Origin of the sequence: Pseudomonas sp. S44 (genome assembly GCF_016624805.1) — a bacterium.
GTDB classification, from domain to species: Bacteria; Pseudomonadota; Gammaproteobacteria; order Pseudomonadales; family Pseudomonadaceae; genus Aquipseudomonas; species Aquipseudomonas machongensis.
In genome coordinates this window covers 89,937-109,959 of the sequence record NZ_JACVTY010000002.1, presented here as the reverse complement: position 1 = coordinate 109,959, position 20,023 = coordinate 89,937, and the positions used below count along the sequence as shown (strand labels likewise).

Genomic DNA, 20,023 nt, shown 5'->3' with positions numbered 1-20,023 from the left:
AAGCATTTATGGACTAACGTGCTCAATGACTGCACGACAGCAAGGACTGAATAGATTAACCTAGCGCGGTTTTTTTGCCCGCCTCCCGGAGCCCTCCCCCTATGCCCATTCGTGAGATCCGCCATCCGCTGATCCGCCACAAGCTCGGCCTGATGCGCCGCGCCGATATCAGCACCAAGAACTTTCGCGAACTCGCCCAGGAAGTCGGTGCGCTCCTGACCTACGAAGCCACCCAGGACCTGCCGCTGGAAACCTACGAGATCGACGGCTGGTGCGGCAAGGTCCAGGTCGAGAAAATCGCCGGCAAGAAGATCACCGTAGTGCCGATCCTGCGGGCCGGCATCGGTATGCTCGATGGCGTGCTCAGCCTGGTCCCGGGCGCCAAGGTCAGCGCCGTGGGCGTGGCGCGCAACGAGGAAACCCTCGAGGCGCACACGTACCTGGAAAAACTCGCGCCGGACATCAACCAGCGCCTGGCACTGATCATCGACCCGATGCTCGCCACTGGCGCCTCGATGGTCGCCACCATCGACCTGCTGAAGAAGGCCGGTTGCCGGGAAATCCGCGCCATGGTCCTGGTCGCGGCGCCCGAAGGTATCGAGGTGGTCGAGAAAGCCCATCCGGACGTACAGATCTACACCGCGTCCATCGATCAGCGCCTGAACGAGCACGGTTACATCGTTCCGGGCCTCGGCGATGCCGGCGACAAGATCTTCGGCACCAAGCAGAAGGACGCCTGACCATGCAGGACGGCTTCAACGACCCGCTGTGGCGCCAGGTCGTCTCGGGCGCGCAGATGCTCTTCGTGGCATTCGGCGCGCTGGTGCTCATGCCGCTTATCACGGGCCTGGACCCTAACGTGGCACTGTTCACCGCCGGTATCGGCACCTTGCTGTTCCAGCTGGTCACGGGCCGTCAGGTGCCGGTGTTCCTGGCATCGAGCTTTGCCTTCATCACCCCGATCATCCTCGCCAAGGGCCAGTTCGGCCTGGCCGCGACCATGGGCGGCGTGATGGCAGCAGGCTTCGTCTACACCTTCATGGGCTTGATGGTGAAGATCAAGGGCACGGGGTTCATCGACCGCATGCTGCCTCCGGTGGTCATTGGCCCGGTGATCATCTCCATCGGCCTGGCCATGGCGCCGATCGCCGCCAACATGGCCATGGGCAAGGGTGGCGACGGCGCCGCGCTGATGCCCTACAAGACCGCCATGCTGATCTCCATGCCAGCGTTGCTGACCACCTTGATCGTCGCCGTGTTCGGCAAGGGCATCTTCCGCCTGGTACCGATCATTGCTGGTGTGCTGGTGGGCTTTGCCCTGTCGTTCGCCTTCGGCGTGGTCGACACCGCGAAAATCGCCGCTGCCCCCTGGCTGGAACTGCCCAACTTCACGGCGCCAGAGTTCAACTGGCAGGCGATCCTGTTCATCGTTCCGGTGGCCCTGGCGCCGGCGATCGAGCATATCGGTGGGGTAATCGCGGTCGGCAGCGTGACCGGTCGCGACTACCTGAAAAAGCCCGGCCTGCACCGCACCCTGTTCGGTGACGGCCTGGCCACCACGGCTGCCGGCCTGTTCGGCGGTCCGCCCAACACCACCTACGCCGAAGTGACGGGCGCGGTGATGCTGACCAAGAACTACAACCCTAAGATCATGACCTGGGCTGCAGTGTTCGCGATCACCCTGGCGTTCATCGGCAAGTTCGGCGCGCTGCTGCAGAGCATTCCGGTGCCGGTGATGGGCGGCATCCTCTGTCTGCTGTTCGGTTCGATCGCGGCAGTGGGCATGAACACCATGATCCGCCACAAGATCGACCTCTCCGAGGCGCGCAACCTGGTGATCGTTTCGGTGACCCTGGTGTTCGGTATCGGTGGTGTGCTGATCGGCAGCGGCGACGGCCCGGACGACTGGGGCCTGAAGGGCATCGCCCTGTGCGCCGTGGTCGCCATTGCCCTGAACCTGATCCTGCCGGGCAACGACGGTTGGAAGAACAAGAAGCTGGATGACCAGTTGCCTTGACCAGGCGTTGAACCGAATCGGCCTCTTCGCGGGTTTACCCGCGAAGAGGCCATCACCCAATCAAGCCCTCTCGCACATCCCTGCCAATACCTGCGCCCACTGCGGGTGATCGTTCAGGCACGGCACCAGCACCAGTTCCTCGCCCCCCGCTTCGATGAACTGCTCCTTGCCACGATCGCCGATCTCCTCCAGCGTCTCGATGCAATCGGCAACGAAGGCCGGGCACATCACCAGCAGTTTCTTCACCCCCGCCTTGGCCAGCTCATCAAGCCGCGTTTCGGTATAGGGCTCGATCCACTTGGCCCGCCCCAGCCGCGACTGGAACGAGGCTGACCACTTGCCATCGGGAATTCCTGCCGCCCTGGCGAACGCAGCAGCGCTGGCCAGACACTGCGAGCGATAGCAGACCTTGCGCACCTGGGCACAGGCCTTTTCGCAGCAGTTCGCGCTCTGGAAACAATGGGAGCCGGTCGGGTCAAGCTTCTTCAGATGGCGCTCGGGCAGGCCGTGGAAGCTCAACAGGATGTGATCGTATTCCTGCTCCAGGTATGGGCGCGCGCTGGTGACCAGGGCATCGATGTACTCGGGCTCGTCGTAGAAAGGCTGCAGCACCCGCATGTCGAACGGCAGTTGGCGGTCGGCGACGGTCTGGCGAGTCAACTCCACCACCGTGGTCACGGTGCTGTCGGCGAACTGCGGGTACAACGGCGCCAGGGTCACCTTGCGCACACCCTGCGCAGCAAGACGCTCCAGCACCTCTGGCAGCGCCGGTTGACCATAGCGCATGGCGATTTCCACCGGACCATGCGGCCAATGCGGGGTGATGGCCGCCTGCAGGCGGCGGGTCAGCACCACCAGTGGCGAACCCTCGTCCCACCAGATCGACGCATAGGCGTGGGCGGACTGCTCCGGGCGCTTGATCAGGATCAGCGACACCAGCAAGCGCCGCACCGGCCAAGGCAGGTCGATCACATACGGGTCCATGAGGAACTGGTTGAGGTAGCGGCGCACATCGGCGACCGAGGTGGATGCCGGTGAACCCAGGTTGACCAGCAGCAGGGCATGATCGGTCATGCAGCGTCCTATATCAGAGGCGGTCGGACAGGTCGTCCAACGCCGATTGCAGATCGTTGAAGCGGAACGTGAAACCTTCGGCCAGCAGGCGCACCGGGCGCGCACGCTGGCCACCCAGCAGCAGGGTCGACAACTCGCCCAAGCCGGCCTTGAGCACCAGCGCCGGCACCGGCAGCAGCGCCGGGCGATGCAGTGCCCGCCCCAGACGCCTGGCGAACTCGCGGTTGCGTACCGGATCTGGCGCGCAGGCATTATAGGGACCGCTGGCGTCGTTGTGCTGCAAGAGAAAATCAATGAGGCCGATCTGGTCCTCTATATGGACCCAGGGCATCCATTGCCGACCGTTGCCGATCGGCCCACCAAGACCCAGCTTGAATGGCAGGCGCAGGCGCGAAAGAAAGCCTCCATCGCTGGCCAGTACCAACCCGGTACGCACCAGCACTACGCGCATGCCGAGGGTTTGCGCACGTTGTGCGGTCTCTTCCCAGGCGATGCACAGCTGACTGGCGAAATCTTCTTTCACCGGCTGCGAGGCCTCGGTCAACTCACGCTCGCCACCATCGCCGTACCAGCCCACAGCCGAGCCCGAAATCAGCAACCCGGGACGCTGCTCGCGGCGCTCCAGCCAGCTCAGCAACTGCTCGGTGAGGGTGACACGACTGGCCCACAACAGTTGCCGGCGTGCCGCCGTCCAGGGTCGATCGGCGATGGGGGCGCCGGCCAGGTTGACCACCGCGTCCAGCGGATCGTCCGGCTCCAGCTCCTCCAGCCGAGCGATGCCGCGCACGCCGCTGCCGCAACGCTTGGGCACCTGGCCAGGCTCGCGGCTCCACACCGTCAGGCGATGACCCTGGCTGAGCCAGAGCTGGCACAAGTGTCGGCCGATCAACCCAGTACCGCCTGTCAGCAATATATGCATGGCTGTGTCCTCACAAGCTGCGGCCATGGTCTATTTTTAAGATCAAGGCACTTTTTAAACCGATAGCTCTCGGATAAACATAGGCCAACCTGTCCTATCGAGCGGAATAACCTTATACAAAACTTCTGTATTGTACAGGTTTGTCTGACAGCGTAGTCTGCTTAAAGCAAGGTTCGAAGAGGCCATCATGACAGTACCTATTGCCATTATCGGTGCCGGTATCGCCGGTCTGTCCGCCGCCCAGGCCCTGCAGAAGGCCGGACAGAGCGTTCACTTGTTCGACAAGGGCCACGGCAGTGGCGGGCGCATGGCCAGCAAGCGCAGCGACGCCGGCGCGCTCGACCTCGGCGCCCAGTACTTCACCGCTCGCGACCGACGTTTCGTCGAGCAAGTCCAGCAATGGGTTGCGGCCGGCTGGGTCGCGCAGTGGAAGCCGCGGCTCTACAACTACCGCGACGGTGAACTGACCCCCTCTCCCGACGAACAGACCCGCTGGGTCGGCGTGCCACGCATGAGCGCCATCACCCGCGGCCTGCTCAAGGATGTCACGGTCAACTTCGGGTGCCGTATCGCCGAGGTCTTCCGCGGCAAGCAGTACTGGCATCTGCAGGACACCGAGGGCTGCAGCCATGGCCCGTTCAGCCGGGTGGTGATCGCTGTGCCAGCACCGCAGGCCACGCCCCTGTTGGCGGCCACGCCCAAGCTCGCCGCGGTCGCCGCCGGGGTGCAGATGGAACCCACCTGGGCCATCGCTCTGGGCTTCCAGACACCACTCGACACCCCGATGCAAGGCTGCTTCGTGCAGGACAATCCACTCGACTGGCTGGCACGCAACCGCAGCAAACCCGGCCGCGATGAGCAGCTGGACACTTGGGTGCTGCATGCGACCTCCAGCTGGAGTAGCGAACACCTGGACCTCCCCAGGGAGAAAGTCATCGAGCAGTTGTGGGGCGAGTTCGCCGAACTGGTCGGCTGCGTGGTGCCAGCCCCCACCTTCGCCCTCGCCCACCGCTGGCTCTATGCCCGCCCCGCCGGTAACCATGAATGGGGCACCCTGGCCGACGCCGACCAGGGCCTTTATGCCTGCGGTGACTGGTGCCTGTCGGGACGCGTGGAAGGTGCCTGGCTCAGCGGCCAGGAGGCAGCGCGGCGCTTGCTCGAACACCTTGAGTGAAGTTGTACAAGAAATTTGTCTTGCATAAGTTTTTCGATGTGCTGGAATAGACCTGTACAACATTTTTGCCTTGTACAGGTCTACGGAGGCCACGATGAACTTTCCCCACTCGACAGGCAAACCCCGCATCGCCATCAGCGCCTGCCTGGCCGGGCAGGACGTGCGCTACAACGGCGGACACAAAGCCTCGGACCTGTGCCAGTCCCTTGATGAGCATTTCGACTGGCTGCCGCTGTGTCCGGAAGTTGCCATCGGCCTGGGCATTCCCCGCGACGCCATTCGCCTGGTCGGCGATCCGCAGGCACCGGAAGTGATCAACCCGCGCGATCCCGGTACCGATCTCGCACCACCCCTGCGTGCCTACGGCCAGCAGATGGCCGATGCGCTCGACGACATTTGCGGCTATGTGTTCATGCAGAAGTCGCCGTCCTGCGGGCTCGAGCGGGTCAAGGTCTATCAGGACAATGGCCGTCCCTCCGTGCTGGGCGGGCGCGGCGCCTATGCCCAGGCGTTCTGCGAGCGTCGCCCGGACCTGCCGGTGGAAGAGGAAGGCCGCCTGCACGACCCGGTGCTGCGCGAAAACTTCATCAGCCGCGTCTACGCCTATGCCGACTGGCAGCACCTGCTGGCACAAGGCTTGAGCCGCGGAGCCCTGATTCGTTTCCACTCACGCTATAAATACCTGCTGATGGCCCACAACCCGCAGGCCTACCGCGAACTCGGGCGCCTGCTGGGCAGCATGAGCCGCGACGACGACCCGCTGCAGATCGGCCCGCGCTACTTCAGCCAGCTGATGCAGGCTCTACGTCGCTGCGCCAGCCGCGGCACCCACAGCAACGTTCTGCAGCACCTGTGCGGCTATCTGCGCGATGCCCTGGACAGCAGCGACAAAGCCGAACTGCAGCGCCTGATCAACCAGTACCAGCAGGGTTGCGTGCCGCTGGTGGTCCCGCTGACCCTGCTCAAGCACCACCTGCGCATTCATCCCGACCCTTATTTGATGCAGCAGGCCTACCTGCAACCGCACCCGGAAAACCTGGGCCTGCGCAATGCACTCTGAAGACAGCTTGCCGATCGGCGAACTGGCCCGACGCACCGGCGTCAACCCTGTCACCTTGCGAGCCTGGGAACGGCGCTACGGCCTGCTGGTGCCGGAGCGCACACCCAAGGGCCATCGCCTTTACAGCACACTGCATATCGAGAGAGTTCAGGCCATCCTGCAGTGGTTGGAGCGCGGCGCCTCGGTGAGCCAGGTGCGTGATCTGCTCGAAAACCGCGACGAAGCCTCGCCAAGGCTGGAGGGTGACTGGCAAGCTCGCTGCCAGCAACTGATCGAGGCCATTGCCGACCTTGCTCAACGCTCGCTGGACCAGCAGCTCAACCAGGCCATGGCGCTTTATCCCGCCTCGACCCTGTGCGAGCAATTGCTGCTGCCGCTGCTCGAGCGCCTGGAGCAACGCTGGCGCAAGCACTTCGACGCCAGCCTCGAGCAGGCCTTCTTCCACACCTGGCTGCGCAGCAAGCTGGGCGCGCGGGTCTACCACGACAACCATTCGCTCGAGGGGCCGCCCGTGCTGTTGGCCACGACCCTCGACGCCCCCTTCGATGCTCAACTGTGGCTCTGCGCCTGGCTGCTCAGCAGCAGCGGCTTTGCCGTGGAAGTGCTCGAACAACCGGTCGGCTGCAAACAACTGCTGCACGCAATCGCCCGACTTGCCCCCCGCGCCCTGGTGCTGCACCTGGGGCCGCGTATCGACCTCCAAGCACTGGCCCCGCTGCGAGATGTAACGCTGATGAAACTCCTGGGAGGCGCCAGCGTCTTCATTAACGAGGAGCGACTGCGCAGCCTGGAACTTCCGGCGCTGCAGCTCTTCGAGACTCCGCAGGGGGCATTGCGCCTGCTTCAGCAATCACGCTGAACCCGACTGTCAGAGACCCTGAGATGCAATTGATCTGGCTGCGCAGCGACCTGCGCATAAGCGACAACACCGCCCTCTCCACCGCCAGCGCACAGGGGCCGACCATTGCCCTGTGGATCGCCAGCCCCGAGCAATGGCAGGCGCACGACGATGCGCCGAGCAAGGTCGACTTCTGGATACGCAACCTGCGCGACCTGCGTCAGGCTCTCGAACGCCTGAATATCCCGCTGCTGATCCGCCATACCGACACCTGGCAACAGGTGCCCGAAACCGTGCTGGAGGTTTGCCGCATGCACAAGGTGCAGACGGTGCACTGGAACGATGAGTACGGCGTCAACGAAAGCCAGCGTGACCAGCGTACCCAGTCTTTGCTGGAGCGCTCCGGCGTGGCCACCCGCACGCACCTGGACCAGCTGTTCTTCCATCCCGGCACCCTGCTGACCAAGGCGGGCAACTACTTCCAGGTCTTCGGCCAGTTTCGCAAGGCTTGCCTGGAACATCTGCATCGCAGCCTGCCAACCCTTGCCCATCCCGTGAAACCACAGGCCCCGCTGGGCATCGCCAGCGACTCGATCCCCAGGCATATCGAAGGCTTCGACACGCCCGCTAAGGCCTTGCGCGACCACTGGCCTGCCGGTGAAGACGAGGCTCAGGGCAGGCTGTCGCGCTTCGTCGACGAAACCATCGACGACTACCAGACCCTGCGTGACCTGCCGGCCAGGCCCGGCACCAGCCAACTCTCGCCCTATCTTGCCGCCGGCGTGATCTCGCCGCGCCAATGCCTGCACGCCGCACTGTCGAGCAACCGTGGCGAATTCGACAGCGGCAGCCAAGGTGTACGGACCTGGATCGACGAACTGCTCTGGCGCGAGTTCTACAAGCACATCCTGGTGGGCTATCCTCAGGTCTCGCGCCACCGCCCCTTCCGCGCCCCTACCGAGGCTCTGCCCTGGCGCGATGCGCCCGAGGATCTGGAGGCGTGGGAACAAGGCCGCACCGGTTTCCCGTTGATCGACGCAGCCATGCGCCAGCTGCTGCATACAGGTTGGATGCACAACAGGCTGCGCATGGTGGTAGCCATGTTCCTGAGCAAGAATCTGCTCATCGACTGGCGCAAGGGTGAGCGGCATTTCATGCGACACCTGATCGACGGCGACCTGGCGGCGAACAACGGCGGCTGGCAGTGGAGCGCCTCCACCGGCACCGATTCGGTGCCCTATTTCCGGATCTTCAACCCAGTGACCCAGTCGCAGCGTTTCGATCCAAAAGGACGCTTTATCCGCCATTGGTTACCAGAACTCACCCATCTGGATGACAAACACATTCATTTGCCTGTGAAATCTTCCGGACTATTTGATACAAATGAATACATCAGCCCGATCGTCGATCTGGACAGCAGTCGCCATAGGGCACTGGCGGCATTCAAGGCGCTACCCGCCTCCACCAACTGAAGGACACGGTATTGAGTAGTACGCGCAGGTTCTGGGTGACAGGGGCCAGCAATGGCGTAGGCCTCGCCCTGGTCGAACGGCTGCTCGAAGAGGGTCATCGAGTCGCCGCCAGCGGAAAGAATTGCCAGGAACTCGACACGTTGGCCGAGCTGCACGAGGCACGCTTGCTGCGCCTGCCCGTGCACGTGCACGAGCTGGCCGAGGCGCAGGCGGCGGCCGAGCAATTGCAGTCGCACTGGGGTGCACTGGATGTCTTGATCGTCAATGCCGGCACGTGCGACTACCTGCCAGACAGCCTACCTGCCAACGCGATAATGGAAGCCATCGTCAGCAGCAACCGGCACGCCAGCGAGCATGTCTTGGCCAACGCACTGTCCTTGTTGGCCAGAGGCGACAGGCCACAGGTGATGGCGCTGTTCAGTCGCTATTCGACGCTGCAGCTGTTTGCGCCAGCGCAGAACCCGGCAGGGCACAACAACCTGCCCCAGTGGTTCCGCGAGCAACGCAAGGTCCTCGACGATCTGACGGTGCAGCTTACGGTGGTCGCGCCGCAGTCGCTCAAGGCGCCGGTTAGCAGCAGCATGGCGATACCTGAATCCTGGACGGCGCAGAGCGCAGCAGAGGAGTTGGTGCGCAGGCTCGATCAACCCGAGGCCGAATTGGTGCTCGAAGTGTTGGATCCGACCTTGCTGTGGCCACTGCCCAGGGAAGCCTGAGGTAAATCCGGGGCGCTACACGCCCCGGTGATCCGGGTCAGAGCGCCATTCGATAATGCAGCGAATAGCTCTCGACGCCATCATTTGGCTGCTTGATCCCGGCGTTGGAGTAGTGGATCGCGCGAACCCCGATCTCGTGCCCACCTGCAAAGCGCAGGCCGAAACCGATGCGGTCCTCGAACTGGAACGACGAGCCCAGGTCATTGCTTTCCAGCTTGGTCCGCGAGAATGCCGCCACACCGATCCCCGCCTCGATGTAGGGCTTGACCGAGTCCCCGGCGAACTCGTACACGAACACAGGGGCGAACGACAGGCTGTGATTGCTTGCCCGCTCATCGCCATCCCAGAACGTGTAGGCGCCGTCCCAGTACCCAGTAATACGGCCTACGCTGGTCTGCCACCAACTGGCATCCCAGTTCGACTGCAGCCCCAGTCGGTAGACCATGGTGCTGTCGCCGGTCTGCCCCACCGACAACGAGACATCGGCCGCCTGCGCCGATACCGTCTGCCCCAACGCCAACGCGGCAACCACTGCCACTCCAAGCAAATGCCTCATGAGCCCGTCCTTCTTCCTGGTGTTGTTATCAAGTGTCTGCCTGTAAGTCAGGCTCAATGATAGAAATCAGCACTGGGACGATAGTTCAGCTTTGCCGGGGGAAATTTCACATTTTTTTTACAAGTGGAACGCACTGACCTGTTCGACCGAGGCGCCCCACAGAAGCGGGAGGATCTTGTGCAAGTGCTGCGTGTCGCCACTGCTGCAGAATTCGGCCTCACGCGCAGGCCCGTCGGCCAGCAGGTCGCGGGCCAGCAACAGGCGTTGCAACTGACGCGCCACGGCAGCACCGGTATCGATGATCGCCACCTCGGCCGGCACCATGTCGGCCAGCAGCGGGCGCAGGAAGGGATAGTGCGTGCAGCCGAGGATCAGCGTGTCGCAGCCGGCAGCCAGCAGCGGCTGCACGTAGCCGAGCAACATCTGGCGTAGCAGTGGACTGTTCAGGTCACCGGCCTCGATCAGCTCGACCAGCCCAGGGCATGGCTGGGTGACCACCTGCACATCGTTGGCAAAGCGGTCGAGCAAGGCGGCAAATTTTGCACTCTGCAAAGTGCCGGTGGTAGCCAGGACGCCGACCACACCGGAGCGTGTCGCCGCAGCGGCCGGCTTGACCGCAGGCTCCATGCCCACCAACGGCCAGTCGGGGTAGCGTTCGCGCAAGTCGGCCACGGCCGCCACGGTCGCGGTATTGCACGCCAGGACCATGGCCTTGGCACCGCGTGCGTGGAAGAACTCGGCGATGCGCCGGCAGCGCTCACGGATGTAGTCGGGGGATTTCTCGCCATAGGGTACGTGGCCGCAATCGGCGACGTAGAGCAGCGACTCGTGGGGCAGCAAGCGCCGAATCTCGGCAAGCACCGACAAGCCACCGACCCCCGAATCCATCACGCCCACCGGCGCCGAGCGATCAGCCATGGCGATCGCCGCACACCGTGCAGGCCGGGTCTCGCTTGACCCGCAGCTCGCGCATGCGCGTGCCGAGGGCATCGATCAGCAACAAGCGGCCCACCAGGGGCTCGCCGAACCCGGCCAGCAGCTTCAGTGCTTCCAAGGCCTGCAAGCTGCCCACCAGCCCCACCAGCGGACCGATCACGCCGGCTTCGCTGCAGGTCAGCTCGGCCTCGCTGCCATGGCCATAAAGGCAGTGATAGCAAGGGCTGTAGTCGCGCCGGGGGTCGAACACCGACAACTGCCCCTCCAGGCGAATGGCCGCGCCGCTCACCAACGGCTTGCCAGCAGCCACGCATGCGGCGTTGACCGACTCGCGAGTGGCGAAGTTGTCGGAGCAGTCCAGCACCAGGTCCACCGCCGCCACCGCCGCAGCCAGCGAGTCGTCGTCCAGGGCATGGCGATGGGCGACCAGGGTGACCTCCGGATTGATCGCCTGCAGACGCTGCAACGCCGAGTCGACCTTGGTCATGCCGACGCTGTCGCTGTCATGGAGGACCTGGCGTTGCAGGTTAGTCAGGTCGACCGTGTCGAAGTCGGCCAGGTGCAACTCGCCCACGCCAGCAGCCGCCAGGTAGAGCGCGACGGGCGACCCCAGGCCACCGAGCCCGACCACCAGGGCCTTGCTCTGCTTGAGCCGCAACTGGCCGTCGATATCCACCTGCGACAGCAGGATCTGCCGGCTGTAGCGCAACAGTTCCTGGTCACTCAGCATGGCAGGCGCCCCAGGGAAATACGCTCATGCCCACCCAGGTCGCGGCGGCTGTCCACCTCGATGAAACCGCTACCAACCAACAGGTCACGCACTGCGCCAGCCTGGTCGTAGCCATGCTCGAGCAACAACCAGCCGCCGGGCAACAGGTGCTGCGGCGCCTGGGCGATGATCAGGCGCAGATCGTCAAGGCCATCGGGGCCGGCCACCAGCGCACTGCTGGGCTCGAAACGCACATCGCCCTCGCTCAAGTGCGGATCTTCGGCGGCAATGTAGGGCGGGTTGCTGAGGATCAGGTCGAAACGCTCGTCGGCCAGGGCGTCGAACCAGTGACTACTGCGCACCTGAACATTCATCAGGTGCAGGCGCGCGCGGTTGCGCTCGGCCAGGGCCACGGCCTCGTCGATGCGATCGACTGCCGTCACCTGCCAGGCCGGGCACTCGCTCGCCAGGGCCAGGGCGATGGCGCCGCTGCCGGTGCCAAGGTCAAGCACCCGGGCAGGTTTGGCAGGCACCCGTTCGAGCGCGGTTTCCACCAGCAACTCGGTGTCTGGTCGAGGAATCAGGGTGTGCGGCGCGACTTCAAGGTCAAGCTTCCAGAAGCCCTGCTGACCGAGAATGTACGCCACCGGCTCACCTGCGCGACGGCGTTCGAGAAAGGCCGCGAAGGCCTGCGCCGCCTCGCTGCTGACGATACGCTCGGGCCAGGTGTGCAGGTAGCTGCGCGACTTGCCCAAGGCAGCGGACAGCAACAACTCGGCGTCCAGGCGCTCGGTGGGCGAATCGGGCAATTGCGCATTGCGCAGCAGGCTGGCGATGATGGTCATCAGTCCCCCAGGGCGGCCAGTTGATCGGCCTGGTATTCGGCCAGCAAGGGTTCGATCACCGCATCCACGCCACCAGCGAGTACATCGTCGAGGGAGTAGAGCGTCAGGTTGATGCGATGGTCGGTGACCCGACCCTGCGGGTAGTTGTAGGTGCGGATGCGCTCGGAGCGGTCGCCCGAGCCCACCAACAGCTTGCGCTCGCTGGCAATCGCATTCTGCGCGGCGCTGGTCTGCATGTCGTTGAGCTTGGCCGACAGCCACGACATGGCGCGGGCGCGGTTCTTGTGCTGGGAACGTTCTTCCTGGCACTCGACGACGATGCCGGTCGGCAAGTGGGTGATGCGGATCGCCGAATCGGTCTTGTTCACATGCTGACCACCCGCACCCGAGGCGCGATAAGTGTCGACGCGCAGGTCGGCCGGATTGATCTCGATCGCGGCCTGCTCGTCAGGCTCGGCCAGCACCGCCACCGTGCAGGCGGACGTGTGGATACGGCCTTGCGATTCGGTTTCCGGCACGCGCTGCACCCGGTGCGCCCCGGACTCGAACTTGAGTTTGCCGTATACGCTGTCGCCCTCGACGCGGGCGATGATTTCCTTGTAGCCGCCGTGTTCACCCTCGTTCTCGGAGAGAATCTCCAGGCGCCAGCCACGTTTCTCGGCGTAGCGCGAGTACATGCGGAACAGATCGCCGGAAAAGATCGCAGCCTCGTCGCCGCCGGTGCCGGCACGGATCTCGAGAAACACGTTGCGCCCGTCGTTGGGGTCCTTGGGCAGCAGCATGCGCTGAAGCTGCGACTCCAGGACGACGAGTTGCTCCTTGGCTTCGCGCACTTCCTCCACGGCCATCTCACGCAGGTCCGGGTCGCTGTCCTTGAGCAGCGCCTGGGCGCCCTCCAGATCCTCCTGGACCTTGCACCACTCCTTATAGGCGACGAACACCGGCTCGACTTCGGCATATTCACGGGAATAGGCGCGGAAACGGGTCTGGTCGGAAATGACTTCGGCATCACCCAGCAGGGCGGTGAGTTCTTCGAAGCGGTCCTGGAGGATGTCCAGTTTTTTCAGCAGCGACGCTTTCATTGCGTGGGTTTGTCCGTCGAGCCCTCGTGGAGGGCAAAGAGTTCCTGGGCCATGGCCAGCGCATCGACGCGGCCTTCGGCAGAGAGCTTTTTAAGTTGCACGCTGGGCGCGTGCAACAGCTTGTTGGTCAGGCCGCGCGCCAGCTGGGCGAGTACTTCTTCGGGGTTACCGCCGTTGGCCAGCAGGCGCTGGGCTTTTTGCAGTTCCTCATCGCGCAACCGCTCGCTCTGCTGGCGGTAGGCCTTGAGCACGTCCACCGCAGCCAGCTCGCGCAGGCGCGCCATGAAATCATCGGCACCGAGATTGACCAGCTCTTCGGCGGCCTGTGCTGCACCCTGGCGGCTCTTGAGGTTTTCGGCGACGACTTCGTGCAGGTCGTCGACCGTATAAAGATAGACGTCGTCCAGCTCGCCCACCTGCGGCTCGATGTCCCGCGGCACAGCGATGTCGACCATGAAGATCGGCTTGTGCCGGCGCTGCTTCAGCGCGCTCTCGACCGCGCCCTTGCCGAGAATCGGCAACTGGCTGGCGGTGGAACTGATGACGATGTCACTGTTGGCCAGTTCCTGCGGGATGTCCGCCAACAGCACGGCATGGGCACCGAACTGCTCGGCGAGGATACTGGCGCGTTCGAGCGTGCGGTTGGCGACGACGATCCGCTTGACCCCCTGCTCATGCAAGTGGCGGGCGACCAGGGTGATGGTTTCGCCGGCACCGATCAGCAGGGCCTGGCTGCGGCCCAGGTCGGCGAAGATCTGCTTGGCCAGGCTGACGGCGGCGAAGGCGACCGAGACCGGGTTCTCACCGATGGCGGTGTCAGTGCGCACCTGCTTGGCGGCACTGAAGGTGGCCTGGAACAGACGCCCGAGCAACGGGCCGATGGTGCCGGCCTCACGGGCCACGGCGTAGGCCGATTTCATCTGGCCGAGGATCTGGGGCTCGCCCAGCACCAGCGAGTCGAGCCCGGAGGCGACACGCATCATGTGTTTGACCGCATCGTGCTCTTCGTGAACGTAGGCACTGGCACGCAGCTCGTCGAGGCTCAGGCGGTGGTAGGCGGCCAGCCATTGCAGCACGGCGTCGGCGCTGAGCTGGTCCTGCTCTATATAGAGCTCACTGCGGTTGCAGGTCGACAGGATCGCCGCCTCGCGGCTGGCGGTCAGTCGGCAGAGCTGCTGCAGGGCATCGACCAGCTGCTCGGGCGTAAACGCCACGCGCTCGCGTACGTCTACCGAGGCAGTCTTGTGGTTGATACCGAGGGCGAGAAAGGCCATGCAAGGTCGCTGGTTGGGACGGGAAGCCGATAATTGTCCTACTTCGCAGGATTCAGGACAACCACCGTTCGCTATTGTCGTGATGAGCCTGGGCTATCGTGAGGCCTGCAGGCATGGCCCGAACCCGGCCAGGCATCTGCCGCAAACACGTGTGACAGTCGGCCTGCCCCCGAACATCACGCGCTCAGCGCGGTCACACACTTCGCGGGTGGGTTTGCCCCCGCGCTTGTGTCATCATGCTCCGACCGCCGGTTAGTCCACCAAAGCCTCTATGAACAGACCCTACGCATTGCTGCTTGCCTTCGCCCTGCTCCAGGGCTGCCAGAGCCTGATCCCGCACAAGAGCGAGGATCAGCAAGCTGTTGCCGAAGCCGACAAGCCCGAGGCGAAAACCCCTGTGGTGTATGGATCGTTCAAACAGGACACGCTCTACAGCCTGCTGGTGGCTGAACTTGCCGGCCAGCGCAACCGCTTCGACATCGCCCTGGCCAACTATGTCGACCAGGCACAGAAAACCCAGGACCCGGCCGTCTCCGAGCGTGCCTACCGCATCGCCGAGTACCTCGGGGCCGATGAACCGGCCCTCGACACCGCGCTGATCTGGGCCCGCAACGACCCGCAGAACCTCGACGCCCAGCGCGCCGCGGCGATCCAGCTGGCCCGCTCCGGCCGCTACGACGACGCCATGGCCTACATGGAGAAAGTGCTCCAGGGCCAGGGCGATACCCACTTCGACTTCCTCGCCCTGTCTGCCGCCGAAACCGACCAGAGCACCCGCGACGGGCTGATGCAAAGCTTCGACCGCCTGCTGGTCAAGTACCCGGACAACAGCCAACTGGTCTTCGGCAAGGCCCTGCTGCTCAACCAGGACGGCAAGACCGAACAGGCACTCGAACTGCTCGAAAGCCATCCGCCACGCAATGGCGAAATCGCGCCGATCCTGCTGCGCGCGCGCCTGCTCCAGGCCCTGGACCGTGGCGGCGAAGCCCTGCCACTGCTGCGCGGGGCGATTCGCGACAATCCGGACGACAAGCGCCTGCGCATCACGTATGCCCGCACGCTGGTCGAACAGGACCGCATCACCGACGCCAAGGCCGAGTTCGAAAGCCTGCTGCAACAGTACCCGGATGACGACGAACTGCGTTATTCGCTGGCGCTGGTGAGCATGGAGAACAAGAACTGGGACGAGGCCGAAGGCTACCTGCAGGAGATGGTCGAGCGCGACAGCAACGTCGACGCCGCGCACCTGAACCTCGGGCGCATTCGCGAAGAACGCGGCCTCCCGGCAGCGGCCCTGCGCGAATACGCGCTGGTCGGCCCAGGCCCGGACTACCTGGCCGCGCAATTGCGCCAAGCCGATATCCTGATCGCCAACGGCCGCAGCGCCGAGGCCTCGCGCCACCTGGCCGAAGCCCGCGAAGCACAGCCCGACTATGCGATCCAGCTCTACCTCATCGAGGCCGAAACCCTGGGCAACAATGGCAAGGAAGCCCAGGCCGACCAGGTACTGCAGCAGGCCATCAAGCGCTACCCCGACGATCTCAACCTGCTCTACACCCGCGCCATGCTCGCTGAAAAGCGCGACGACCTGCCGCAGATGGAAAAAGACCTGCGCGCCATCATCGCCCGCGAACCGGAAAACGCGATGGCCCTCAACGCCCTGGGCTACACCCTGGCCGACCGCACCACACGCTATGGCGAAGCAAAAGCACTGATCGACAAAGCCCACCAGCTCACCCCGGACGATCCAGCAGTGCTCGACAGCCTGGGCTGGGTCAATTATCGCCTGGGCAACCTGGACGAGGCCGAGCGCCTGTTGCGCCAGGCGCTGGAGCGCTTCCCCGACCATGAAGTCGCCGCCCACCTCGGCGAGGTGCTGTGGGCCAACGGCAAGCGCCGCGAAGCGCGCCAGGTCTGGGCCAAGGCCTTCGCCGAACAACCCGACAGCCCTATCCTGCGCAAGACCGTCCTGCGCCTGACCGGATCCGAGAACCTTTAAATCATGCGTTTGCGTCATCTCATCACCTTCGCCCTGATCGCCCTGCTCACCGGCTGCGCCGGTTTCGGCACCCGTGAAGCCGTCCAGGGCAAGGGCAGCCCGCAACAGTGGCGCGAGCACAAGCAACAGCTGAGCACCCTCGACGGCTGGCAGATCAACGGCAAGGTCGGCATCCGCGCCCCGCGTGACTCGGGCAGCGGCACGCTGTTCTGGCTGCAGCGCCAGGACTACTACGACATTCGCCTGGCTGGGCCCCTGGGTCGCGGCGCCGCACGCCTGACCGGCCGCCCCGGCGGCGTGGTGCTGGAAGTGGCCAATCAGGGCCGTTACGAGGCAGCGACCCCCGAAGCCATGCTCGAAGAGCAGCTCGGTTGGCGCCTGCCGGTATCGCATCTGGTCTGGTGGGTGCGCGGTCTTCCGGCCCCGGACAGCAAGAGCCAACTGACCCTCGACGGCGACAGCCGCCTGGCCCGCCTCACCCAGGACGGCTGGGAAGTCGAATACCTGAGCTACATCGAACAGAACGGCTACTGGCTGCCCGAGCGCCTGAAGCTGCACGGCGAAAACCTCGACGTCACCCTGGTGGTCAAGGACTGGCAACCCCGCCAGCTGGGACACTGATCCGATGCAAAGGCTCACCCTGCCCGCCCCGGCCAAGCTCAACCTGTGGCTGCACATTACCGGCCGACGCGACGACGGCTATCACGAGCTGGAAACCGTGTTTCAGTTCCTCGACCACGCCGACCAGCTGAGCTTCGAGCTGCGTGACGATGGCCTGATCCGCCTGAACACCGAGATCGCCGATGTCCCCCACGACAGCAACCTGATCGTGCGCGCAGCGCGCAAGCTGCAGGAACAGTCCGGCGCACAGCTGGGTGTCGACATCTGGCTCGACAAGGTCCTGCCCATGGGCGGCGGTATCGGTGGCGGCAGTTCCGATGCGGCCACTACCCTGCTCGCCCTGGATCATCTGTGGCAGCTCGACTGGCCGGTCGACCGCCTGGCTGCGCTGGGGCTGACACTGGGGGCCGATGTGCCGGTGTTCGTACGTGGTCATGCCGCCTTCGCCCAAGGCGTGGGCGAACAGCTGACCCCGGTCGATCCGGAAGAACCCTGGTATGTCGTGCTGGTGCCGCAAGTGTCTGTCAGCACAGCGGAAATTTTTTCGCATCCAGAGTTGACACGTGATTCCCTCCCCCTTAAGATGCGCCCCGTTCCCGAGGGAAACAGTCGAAATGACTGCCAACCGGTGGTAGAGCAACGTTATCCAGAAGTTCGCAATGCGCTGAATTCGCTGGGTAAATTTACGGAAGCTCGAATGACCGGCACTGGAAGTTGCGTGTTTGGGGCCTTCCCAAGCAAAGCCGAAGCTGATAGAGTTCTGGCCCTTCTTTCAGAGACCCAAGCAGGGTTTGTGGCAAAAGGAAGCAATGTTTCGATGTTGCATCGCAAGCTGCAAAGTCTGATCAAGAAGTCGAGCGCATAAGCGTTCGCAGCAACAGATACAGGGGCGTCGCCAAGCGGTAAGGCAGCAGGTTTTGATCCTGCCATGCGTTGGTTCGAATCCAGCCGCCCCTGCCATTTTCCTTATACTCATCCAGGTTACCCTCAGCCTTCAGGTACTGCGCGTGTCCAAGATGATGGTCTTCACGGGGAATGCCAACCCCGATCTGGCTCGGCGTGTCGTACGTCAGCTGCATATCCCACTGGGTGATGTTTCTGTCGGTAAATTCTCCGACGGCGAAATCAGCACTGAGATTAATGAAAACGTCCGCGGTAAAGACGTCTTTATCATTCAGCCGACCTGCGCTCCGACCAACGATAATCTGATGGAACTGGTAGTGATGGCCGACGCCTTCCGCCGCTCCTCAGCTTCCCGAATCACCGCCGTGATTCCTTACTTCGGATACGCCCGCCAGGACCGCCGTCCGCGTTCGGCACGTGTAGCCATCAGCGCCAAAGTCGTCGCTGACATGCTCACTGTCGTGGGTATCGACCGTGTTCTCACCGTCGACCTGCACGCTGACCAGATCCAGGGTTTCTTCGATATTCCTGTCGACAACATCTACGGTTCGCCCGTACTGGTCGACGATATCGAAGACCAGCGTTTCGATAATCTCATGATCGTCTCCCCCGACATCGGTGGTGTGGTGCGTGCACGCGCCGTCGCCAAGTCGCTGGGTGTCGACCTGGGTATCATCGACAAACGCCGCGAGAAAGCGAACCACTCCGAGGTGATGCATATCATCGGCGACGTCGAAGGGCGCACCTGCATCCTGGTAGACGACATGGTCGACACCGCCGGCACCCTGTGCCACGCGGCCAAGGCCCTGAAAGACCACGGCGCTGCCAAGGTCTACGCCTATTGCACTCACCCGGTTCTGTCGGGTCGTGCGATCGAGAACATCGAGAAGTCGGTGCTCGACGAGCTGGTGGTGACCAACACCATCCCGCTGTCCGCCGCTGCTCAAGCCTGTGACCGTATCCGCCAACTGGATATAGCACCGGTAGTCGCTGAAGCGGTCCGCCGCATCAGCAACGAAGAATCGATCAGCGCGATGTTCCGCTAAGCGGAACGCACGCTGACGAAAAGCGCCCCGCCCCGGCATCGATGTCGGGGCGGGGCTTTTTTGCCATCCCCGTCCGGCGCTGGTCGCAAACGCCCTCGGGGGGCTATTTTGGAGAAACAAAATGACTGATTTCACCCTGAACGCCCAAGCGCGTACTGACCTGGGGAAAGGTGCGAGCCGCCGCCTGCGTCACTCGCTGAACATCCCTGCCGTTGTCTACGGTGGTAACAAGGACGCCGAGTCCCTGACCATCCTGGCCAAGGAAATCACCAAGCTGTTCGAAAACGAAGCTGCCTTCAGCCACGTTCTGGAACTGAACGTCGACGGCAAGAAGCAGAACGTCATCGTCAAGGCCCTGCAGCGCCACCCGGCCAAAGGCTTCATCATGCACGCCGACTTCGTTCGCGTCGTTGCTGGCCAGAAGCTGACCGCCAAGGTTCCGGTTCACTTCGTTGGTGAAGAAGCCCCGGTCAAGAAAGGCGGCGAGATCTCCCACGTAGAATCCGAGATCGAAGTTTCCTGCGAAGCCAAGGACCTGCCTGAGTTCATCGAAGTCGACCTGTCCAAGGCCGAAATCGGCACCATCATCCACCTGTCGGACCTGAAAGCTCCGAAAGGCGTAGAGTTCGTCGCTCTGGCCCACGGTGATGACAAAGCTGTTGCCAACGTTCACGCTCCACGCGTGTCCGCTGAAGCTGCTGAAGAAGGCGCTGCCGAGTAATCCACTCGCACGCCGGCGTTGATCGGGTTACAGTGCCGCGCGCACCGTAACCCACCAACTC

At 63.7% G+C, this 20,023-nt stretch carries 20 protein-coding genes and 1 tRNA gene; 13 read left to right on the top strand and 8 right to left on the bottom strand.

Annotated elements, in window-relative coordinates; translation table 11 throughout:
- Positions 1-101: 101 nt before the first annotated feature.
- Together upp and IAE40_RS03620 are read left to right on the top strand one after the other, a co-directional pair.
- Positions 102-740 (top strand): uracil phosphoribosyltransferase, encoded by a 639-nt coding sequence (upp, locus tag IAE40_RS03625; RefSeq protein ID WP_063542927.1) that lies wholly within the window; start codon positions 102-104, stop codon positions 738-740.
- Positions 741-742: 2 nt separating this feature from the next.
- Positions 743-2,017, top strand: a complete 1,275-nt coding sequence (locus IAE40_RS03620) for a uracil-xanthine permease family protein (protein WP_054894598.1) — start codon at positions 743-745, stop codon at positions 2,015-2,017.
- 60 nt (positions 2,018-2,077) lie between these two features.
- On the opposite strand, the gene hemH is transcribed toward IAE40_RS03620, so the two are convergent.
- Positions 2,078-3,091, bottom strand: a complete 1,014-nt coding sequence (hemH, locus tag IAE40_RS03615) for a ferrochelatase (protein WP_200602687.1) — start codon at positions 3,089-3,091, stop codon at positions 2,078-2,080.
- 13 nt (positions 3,092-3,104) lie between these two features.
- Positions 3,105-4,010, bottom strand: a complete 906-nt coding sequence (locus IAE40_RS03610; RefSeq protein ID WP_200602686.1) for a TIGR01777 family oxidoreductase — start codon at positions 4,008-4,010, stop codon at positions 3,105-3,107.
- Between the two features lie 187 nt (positions 4,011-4,197).
- Here IAE40_RS03610 and IAE40_RS03605 point away from each other — a divergent pair, with 187 nt between their 5' ends.
- The 5 genes from IAE40_RS03605 to IAE40_RS03585 all read left to right on the top strand — a co-directional run bounded on the left by IAE40_RS03605 (position 4,198) and on the right by IAE40_RS03585 (position 9,270).
- Positions 4,198-5,184 (top strand): NAD(P)/FAD-dependent oxidoreductase, encoded by a 987-nt coding sequence (locus tag IAE40_RS03605; RefSeq protein ID WP_063542920.1) that lies wholly within the window; start codon positions 4,198-4,200, stop codon positions 5,182-5,184.
- Between the two features lie 94 nt (positions 5,185-5,278).
- Complete coding sequence (locus IAE40_RS03600) at positions 5,279-6,244, top strand: YbgA family protein (protein ID WP_153772578.1); 966 nt, start codon at positions 5,279-5,281, stop codon at positions 6,242-6,244.
- The gene (locus IAE40_RS03595; protein ID WP_153772579.1) at positions 6,234-7,103 is read left to right on the top strand and encodes a MerR family transcriptional regulator; all 870 of its coding nucleotides are present in this window, start codon (positions 6,234-6,236) and stop codon (positions 7,101-7,103) included. Before IAE40_RS03600 ends, IAE40_RS03595 begins: the two co-directional genes overlap by 11 nt.
- Positions 7,104-7,126: 23 nt before the next feature.
- Entirely contained in the window at positions 7,127-8,554 is a 1,428-nt protein-coding gene (gene phrB / locus IAE40_RS03590; protein WP_200602685.1) for a deoxyribodipyrimidine photo-lyase, read from the top strand.
- 11 nt (positions 8,555-8,565) lie between these two features.
- Entirely contained in the window at positions 8,566-9,270 is a 705-nt protein-coding gene (locus IAE40_RS03585; protein ID WP_153772581.1) for an SDR family NAD(P)-dependent oxidoreductase, read from the top strand.
- Between the two features lie 37 nt (positions 9,271-9,307).
- On the opposite strand, the gene IAE40_RS03580 is transcribed toward IAE40_RS03585, so the two are convergent.
- The 6 genes from IAE40_RS03580 to hemA all read right to left on the bottom strand — a co-directional run bounded on the left by IAE40_RS03580 (position 9,308) and on the right by hemA (position 14,672).
- Positions 9,308-9,826, bottom strand: coding sequence for an acyloxyacyl hydrolase (locus IAE40_RS03580; RefSeq protein WP_054894606.1), 519 nt, complete (start codon positions 9,824-9,826; stop codon positions 9,308-9,310).
- 117 nt (positions 9,827-9,943) lie between these two features.
- Complete coding sequence (gene murI, locus IAE40_RS03575; protein WP_200602684.1) at positions 9,944-10,744, bottom strand: glutamate racemase; 801 nt, start codon at positions 10,742-10,744, stop codon at positions 9,944-9,946.
- Complete coding sequence (locus IAE40_RS03570) at positions 10,737-11,492, bottom strand: molybdopterin-synthase adenylyltransferase MoeB (RefSeq protein WP_054894608.1); 756 nt, start codon at positions 11,490-11,492, stop codon at positions 10,737-10,739. The genes murI and IAE40_RS03570 overlap by 8 nt, the downstream gene beginning before the upstream one ends.
- Positions 11,486-12,316: a peptide chain release factor N(5)-glutamine methyltransferase gene (prmC, locus tag IAE40_RS03565; RefSeq protein ID WP_112897334.1), complete on the bottom strand. Its 831-nt coding sequence runs from the start codon at positions 12,314-12,316 to the stop codon at positions 11,486-11,488. Before prmC ends, IAE40_RS03570 begins: the two co-directional genes overlap by 7 nt.
- Positions 12,316-13,398: a peptide chain release factor 1 gene (gene prfA, locus IAE40_RS03560; protein ID WP_054894610.1), complete on the bottom strand. Its 1,083-nt coding sequence runs from the start codon at positions 13,396-13,398 to the stop codon at positions 12,316-12,318. The genes prmC and prfA overlap by 1 nt, the downstream gene beginning before the upstream one ends.
- A complete protein-coding gene (gene hemA, locus IAE40_RS03555) occupies positions 13,395-14,672 on the bottom strand; it encodes a glutamyl-tRNA reductase (protein ID WP_063542909.1) in 1,278 nt (425 codons plus the stop codon). Before hemA ends, prfA begins: the two co-directional genes overlap by 4 nt.
- A 271-nt stretch (positions 14,673-14,943) precedes the next feature.
- Here hemA and IAE40_RS03550 point away from each other — a divergent pair, with 271 nt between their 5' ends.
- From IAE40_RS03550 to IAE40_RS03525, 6 genes are all read left to right on the top strand, one after another.
- Complete coding sequence (locus tag IAE40_RS03550; protein ID WP_063542907.1) at positions 14,944-16,671, top strand: tetratricopeptide repeat protein; 1,728 nt, start codon at positions 14,944-14,946, stop codon at positions 16,669-16,671.
- A 3-nt stretch (positions 16,672-16,674) separates the two neighbouring features.
- Complete coding sequence (gene lolB / locus IAE40_RS03545; protein ID WP_200602683.1) at positions 16,675-17,292, top strand: lipoprotein insertase outer membrane protein LolB; 618 nt, start codon at positions 16,675-16,677, stop codon at positions 17,290-17,292.
- A gap of 4 nt (positions 17,293-17,296) precedes the next feature.
- Positions 17,297-18,157 (top strand): 4-(cytidine 5'-diphospho)-2-C-methyl-D-erythritol kinase, encoded by an 861-nt coding sequence (gene ispE / locus IAE40_RS03540; protein ID WP_153772584.1) that lies wholly within the window; start codon positions 17,297-17,299, stop codon positions 18,155-18,157.
- 20 nt (positions 18,158-18,177) lie between these two features.
- Positions 18,178-18,252, top strand: a tRNA-Gln gene (locus IAE40_RS03535).
- Positions 18,253-18,299: 47 nt separating this feature from the next.
- Positions 18,300-19,241, top strand: coding sequence for a ribose-phosphate pyrophosphokinase (locus IAE40_RS03530; protein ID WP_029614333.1), 942 nt, complete (start codon positions 18,300-18,302; stop codon positions 19,239-19,241).
- A 121-nt stretch (positions 19,242-19,362) separates the two neighbouring features.
- Positions 19,363-19,962: a 50S ribosomal protein L25/general stress protein Ctc gene (locus IAE40_RS03525; RefSeq protein ID WP_054894615.1), complete on the top strand. Its 600-nt coding sequence runs from the start codon at positions 19,363-19,365 to the stop codon at positions 19,960-19,962.
- Positions 19,963-20,023 lie beyond the last annotated feature (61 nt).

What these genes read in the sequence shown, in the direction of transcription:
- IAE40_RS03600 (WP_153772578.1), top strand. Translation starts at nt 5,279, where the DNA reads ATGAACTTTCCCCACTCGACAGGCAAACCCCGCATCGCCATCAGCGCC.
- murI (WP_200602684.1), bottom strand. Translation starts at nt 10,744, where the DNA reads ATGGCTGATCGCTCGGCGCCGGTGGGCGTGATGGATTCGGGGGTCGGT.
- prmC (WP_112897334.1), bottom strand. Translation starts at nt 12,316, where the DNA reads ATGACCATCATCGCCAGCCTGCTGCGCAATGCGCAATTGCCCGATTCG.
- hemH (WP_200602687.1), bottom strand. Translation starts at nt 3,091, where the DNA reads ATGACCGATCATGCCCTGCTGCTGGTCAACCTGGGTTCACCGGCATCC.
- IAE40_RS03620 (WP_054894598.1), top strand. Translation starts at nt 743, where the DNA reads ATGCAGGACGGCTTCAACGACCCGCTGTGGCGCCAGGTCGTCTCGGGC.
- phrB (WP_200602685.1), top strand. Translation starts at nt 7,127, where the DNA reads ATGCAATTGATCTGGCTGCGCAGCGACCTGCGCATAAGCGACAACACC.
- IAE40_RS03610 (WP_200602686.1), bottom strand. Translation starts at nt 4,010, where the DNA reads ATGCATATATTGCTGACAGGCGGTACTGGGTTGATCGGCCGACACTTG.
- hemA (WP_063542909.1), bottom strand. Translation starts at nt 14,672, where the DNA reads ATGGCCTTTCTCGCCCTCGGTATCAACCACAAGACTGCCTCGGTAGAC.
- ispE (WP_153772584.1), top strand. Translation starts at nt 17,297, where the DNA reads ATGCAAAGGCTCACCCTGCCCGCCCCGGCCAAGCTCAACCTGTGGCTG.
- IAE40_RS03570 (WP_054894608.1), bottom strand. Translation starts at nt 11,492, where the DNA reads ATGCTGAGTGACCAGGAACTGTTGCGCTACAGCCGGCAGATCCTGCTG.
- IAE40_RS03550 (WP_063542907.1), top strand. Translation starts at nt 14,944, where the DNA reads ATGAACAGACCCTACGCATTGCTGCTTGCCTTCGCCCTGCTCCAGGGC.
- IAE40_RS03595 (WP_153772579.1), top strand. Translation starts at nt 6,234, where the DNA reads ATGCACTCTGAAGACAGCTTGCCGATCGGCGAACTGGCCCGACGCACC.
- prfA (WP_054894610.1), bottom strand. Translation starts at nt 13,398, where the DNA reads ATGAAAGCGTCGCTGCTGAAAAAACTGGACATCCTCCAGGACCGCTTC.
- lolB (WP_200602683.1), top strand. Translation starts at nt 16,675, where the DNA reads ATGCGTTTGCGTCATCTCATCACCTTCGCCCTGATCGCCCTGCTCACC.
- upp (WP_063542927.1), top strand. Translation starts at nt 102, where the DNA reads ATGCCCATTCGTGAGATCCGCCATCCGCTGATCCGCCACAAGCTCGGC.
- IAE40_RS03580 (WP_054894606.1), bottom strand. Translation starts at nt 9,826, where the DNA reads ATGAGGCATTTGCTTGGAGTGGCAGTGGTTGCCGCGTTGGCGTTGGGG.
- IAE40_RS03605 (WP_063542920.1), top strand. Translation starts at nt 4,198, where the DNA reads ATGACAGTACCTATTGCCATTATCGGTGCCGGTATCGCCGGTCTGTCC.
- IAE40_RS03525 (WP_054894615.1), top strand. Translation starts at nt 19,363, where the DNA reads ATGACTGATTTCACCCTGAACGCCCAAGCGCGTACTGACCTGGGGAAA.